This is a genomic window from Yersinia sp. 2542 StPb PI, assembly GCF_048593855.1.
Lineage (GTDB): Bacteria > Pseudomonadota > Gammaproteobacteria > Enterobacterales > Enterobacteriaceae > Yersinia > Yersinia enterocolitica_E.
Genome location: NZ_JAZGQA010000360.1, coordinates 1 through 1865, shown reverse-complemented (window position 1 = coordinate 1865; position 1865 = coordinate 1). Strand labels below are relative to the sequence as shown.

Sequence of the window (1865 nt, the reverse complement as noted above, 5' to 3'; positions counted from 1 at the left end):
GTAACGTTAATCCCCGTATGGTCTATCACTCTTTATCCCTTCTATTAAATGCCAGCCATTAATCTCATTCGAGTATAACTCACACAGAACATCTTATAATTTGATGCTAATCTCAATCCTTATTAAGACATTGCATAACTTGCAGCCACGCTGTTTCTGTTTCTTTTCCCAGTTGTTGGAATACCTGTCGTAACAGTTGCATTTGTGTCTCTGTTAATTGAGATTCAAGCTTTTTACCGGCGGGGGAGAGAGATAACTGCCGCACTCTTTGATCATATTCGGCGGTGGTAACCGTGATTAGCTCCATTTTAACTAATTGTTTTAATGGTGCATTAAGCGCTTGTTTGCTGATTTTCAGAATTCCCAACAAGGCATTGATGGCGATATCAGGATTGTGTCCGACAAAGTACAGGATGCGGTGGTGAACCCGACCTAATCCTCGCTGAGCCAGTAATTTATCCGGTAGTTCAGTAAATGTCCGATAACCAAAATAGAACTGTTCGATGGCTTGATGCAGTCGTTGGTCTTCCTGTTGCGGGACGTTTTTGGAGGTTGCCATCGGATTTTTATCACAAATTAAAAAATAATTAGGTCAATACTATTGACGTAATCAGCCGTCCATTTTACTGTCCATAAAGGTCAAATATGTTGACCTTTATGGAAGGACTGCCATGAATAAGACTGTAGTGGATCAGAATAATCGATTTTCCTCACGGCTGCACGATCTTCACCCCTCGCCTATACGGGAAATACTCTCTGTTATTGAACGGCCTGGGATGATCTCATTTGCTGGCGGGTTGCCTGCGGTTGAAAGTTTCCCGCACTTGCACCTGGAAGGAATGCCGCAATCGATGTTGCAATACGGGGCCAGTGAAGGGGAAACGGAATTGCGCAGGCATATTACGCAGAATTTATGTAGGCGCGGTTTATCTTGTACTGAGGAGCAGGTCCTGATTATTTCAGGCTCGCAACAAGGAATTGATCTGGTCGCTAAATTATTTATTGATGCAGGAACACCTGTCGCTGTTGAGTCGCCCACTTATTTGGCAGCATTGCAGGTATTTCGGTTCTTCGGGGCACAGTTTGTGGCTTATGATTCGGCTCAACCTGATATTGATAAACTCAAAACAGAAAAGCCCGCTTTTGCCTACAGCATCCCAACTTTTCAGAATCCAAGTGGTCACTGTCTTGATAGTACACAGCGGGCCACATTAGCAAAGGCGTGTGATGACCTTATGTTGCCGCTGTTTGAAGATGATCCCTATCATGACCTGGTCTATGATCCGTGTGAGCGAAAGCCGGTATGTGCCTTATTACAGCACGCACCGTGGATTTATCAGGGGTCCTTTTCTAAAAGTTTATCCCCGGCATTGCGGTTAGGCTATCTGGTTGCTTCGTCAGAGTTAATTCCTTATCTGACACGGCTAAAGCAGGCGGCTGATCTACACAGTAGCCGAATCAGCCAATGGCTGGTATTGCAACAGCTACGTGCCGCCAACCATGCTGAACATATGGACCAACTGGCCACATATTATAAGAGTCGTCGTGATGCATTTGAGATCTCTTTACAACGCCATTTTGGTTCTCTTGCCACTTGGGAGAAACCTGCCGGTGGGTTATTCTTCTGGCTCACACTTAATCATTGTATTGATACTCGTAAACTATTGCCTAAAGCACTCGAAAAAAATATTGCATTTATGCCGGGCGAATCGTTCCTGCCATATCCGTCAGAGGGCTGTGGCCAGTTACGACTTAACTTCAGTCATGCAACAGAAGAACAAGCTGATATTGGTTTACAGACATTAGCTGCTTTGGTGAGAGAAGATTGTTAATTTTCTAAAATAGCTTACAAATAGAGTGGCGAG

2 protein-coding genes are annotated in these 1865 nt (G+C 44.3%); one reads left to right on the top strand and one right to left on the bottom strand.

Features of this window, described 5'->3' with window-relative positions; all coding sequences use genetic code 11:
* Window positions 1–112: 112 nt before the first annotated feature.
* Window positions 113–559 carry a MarR family winged helix-turn-helix transcriptional regulator gene (locus V1952_RS21590; protein WP_083159106.1) on the bottom strand — a complete coding sequence of 149 codons (447 nt, stop codon included), beginning with the start codon at window positions 557–559 and terminating at the stop codon, window positions 113–115.
* 112 nt (window positions 560–671) lie between these two features.
* Here V1952_RS21590 and V1952_RS21585 point away from each other — a divergent pair, with 112 nt between their 5' ends.
* A complete protein-coding gene (locus V1952_RS21585) occupies window positions 672–1832 on the top strand; it encodes a PLP-dependent aminotransferase family protein (RefSeq protein ID WP_420075526.1) in 1161 nt (386 codons plus the stop codon).
* Window positions 1833–1865: the final 33 nt, after the last annotated feature.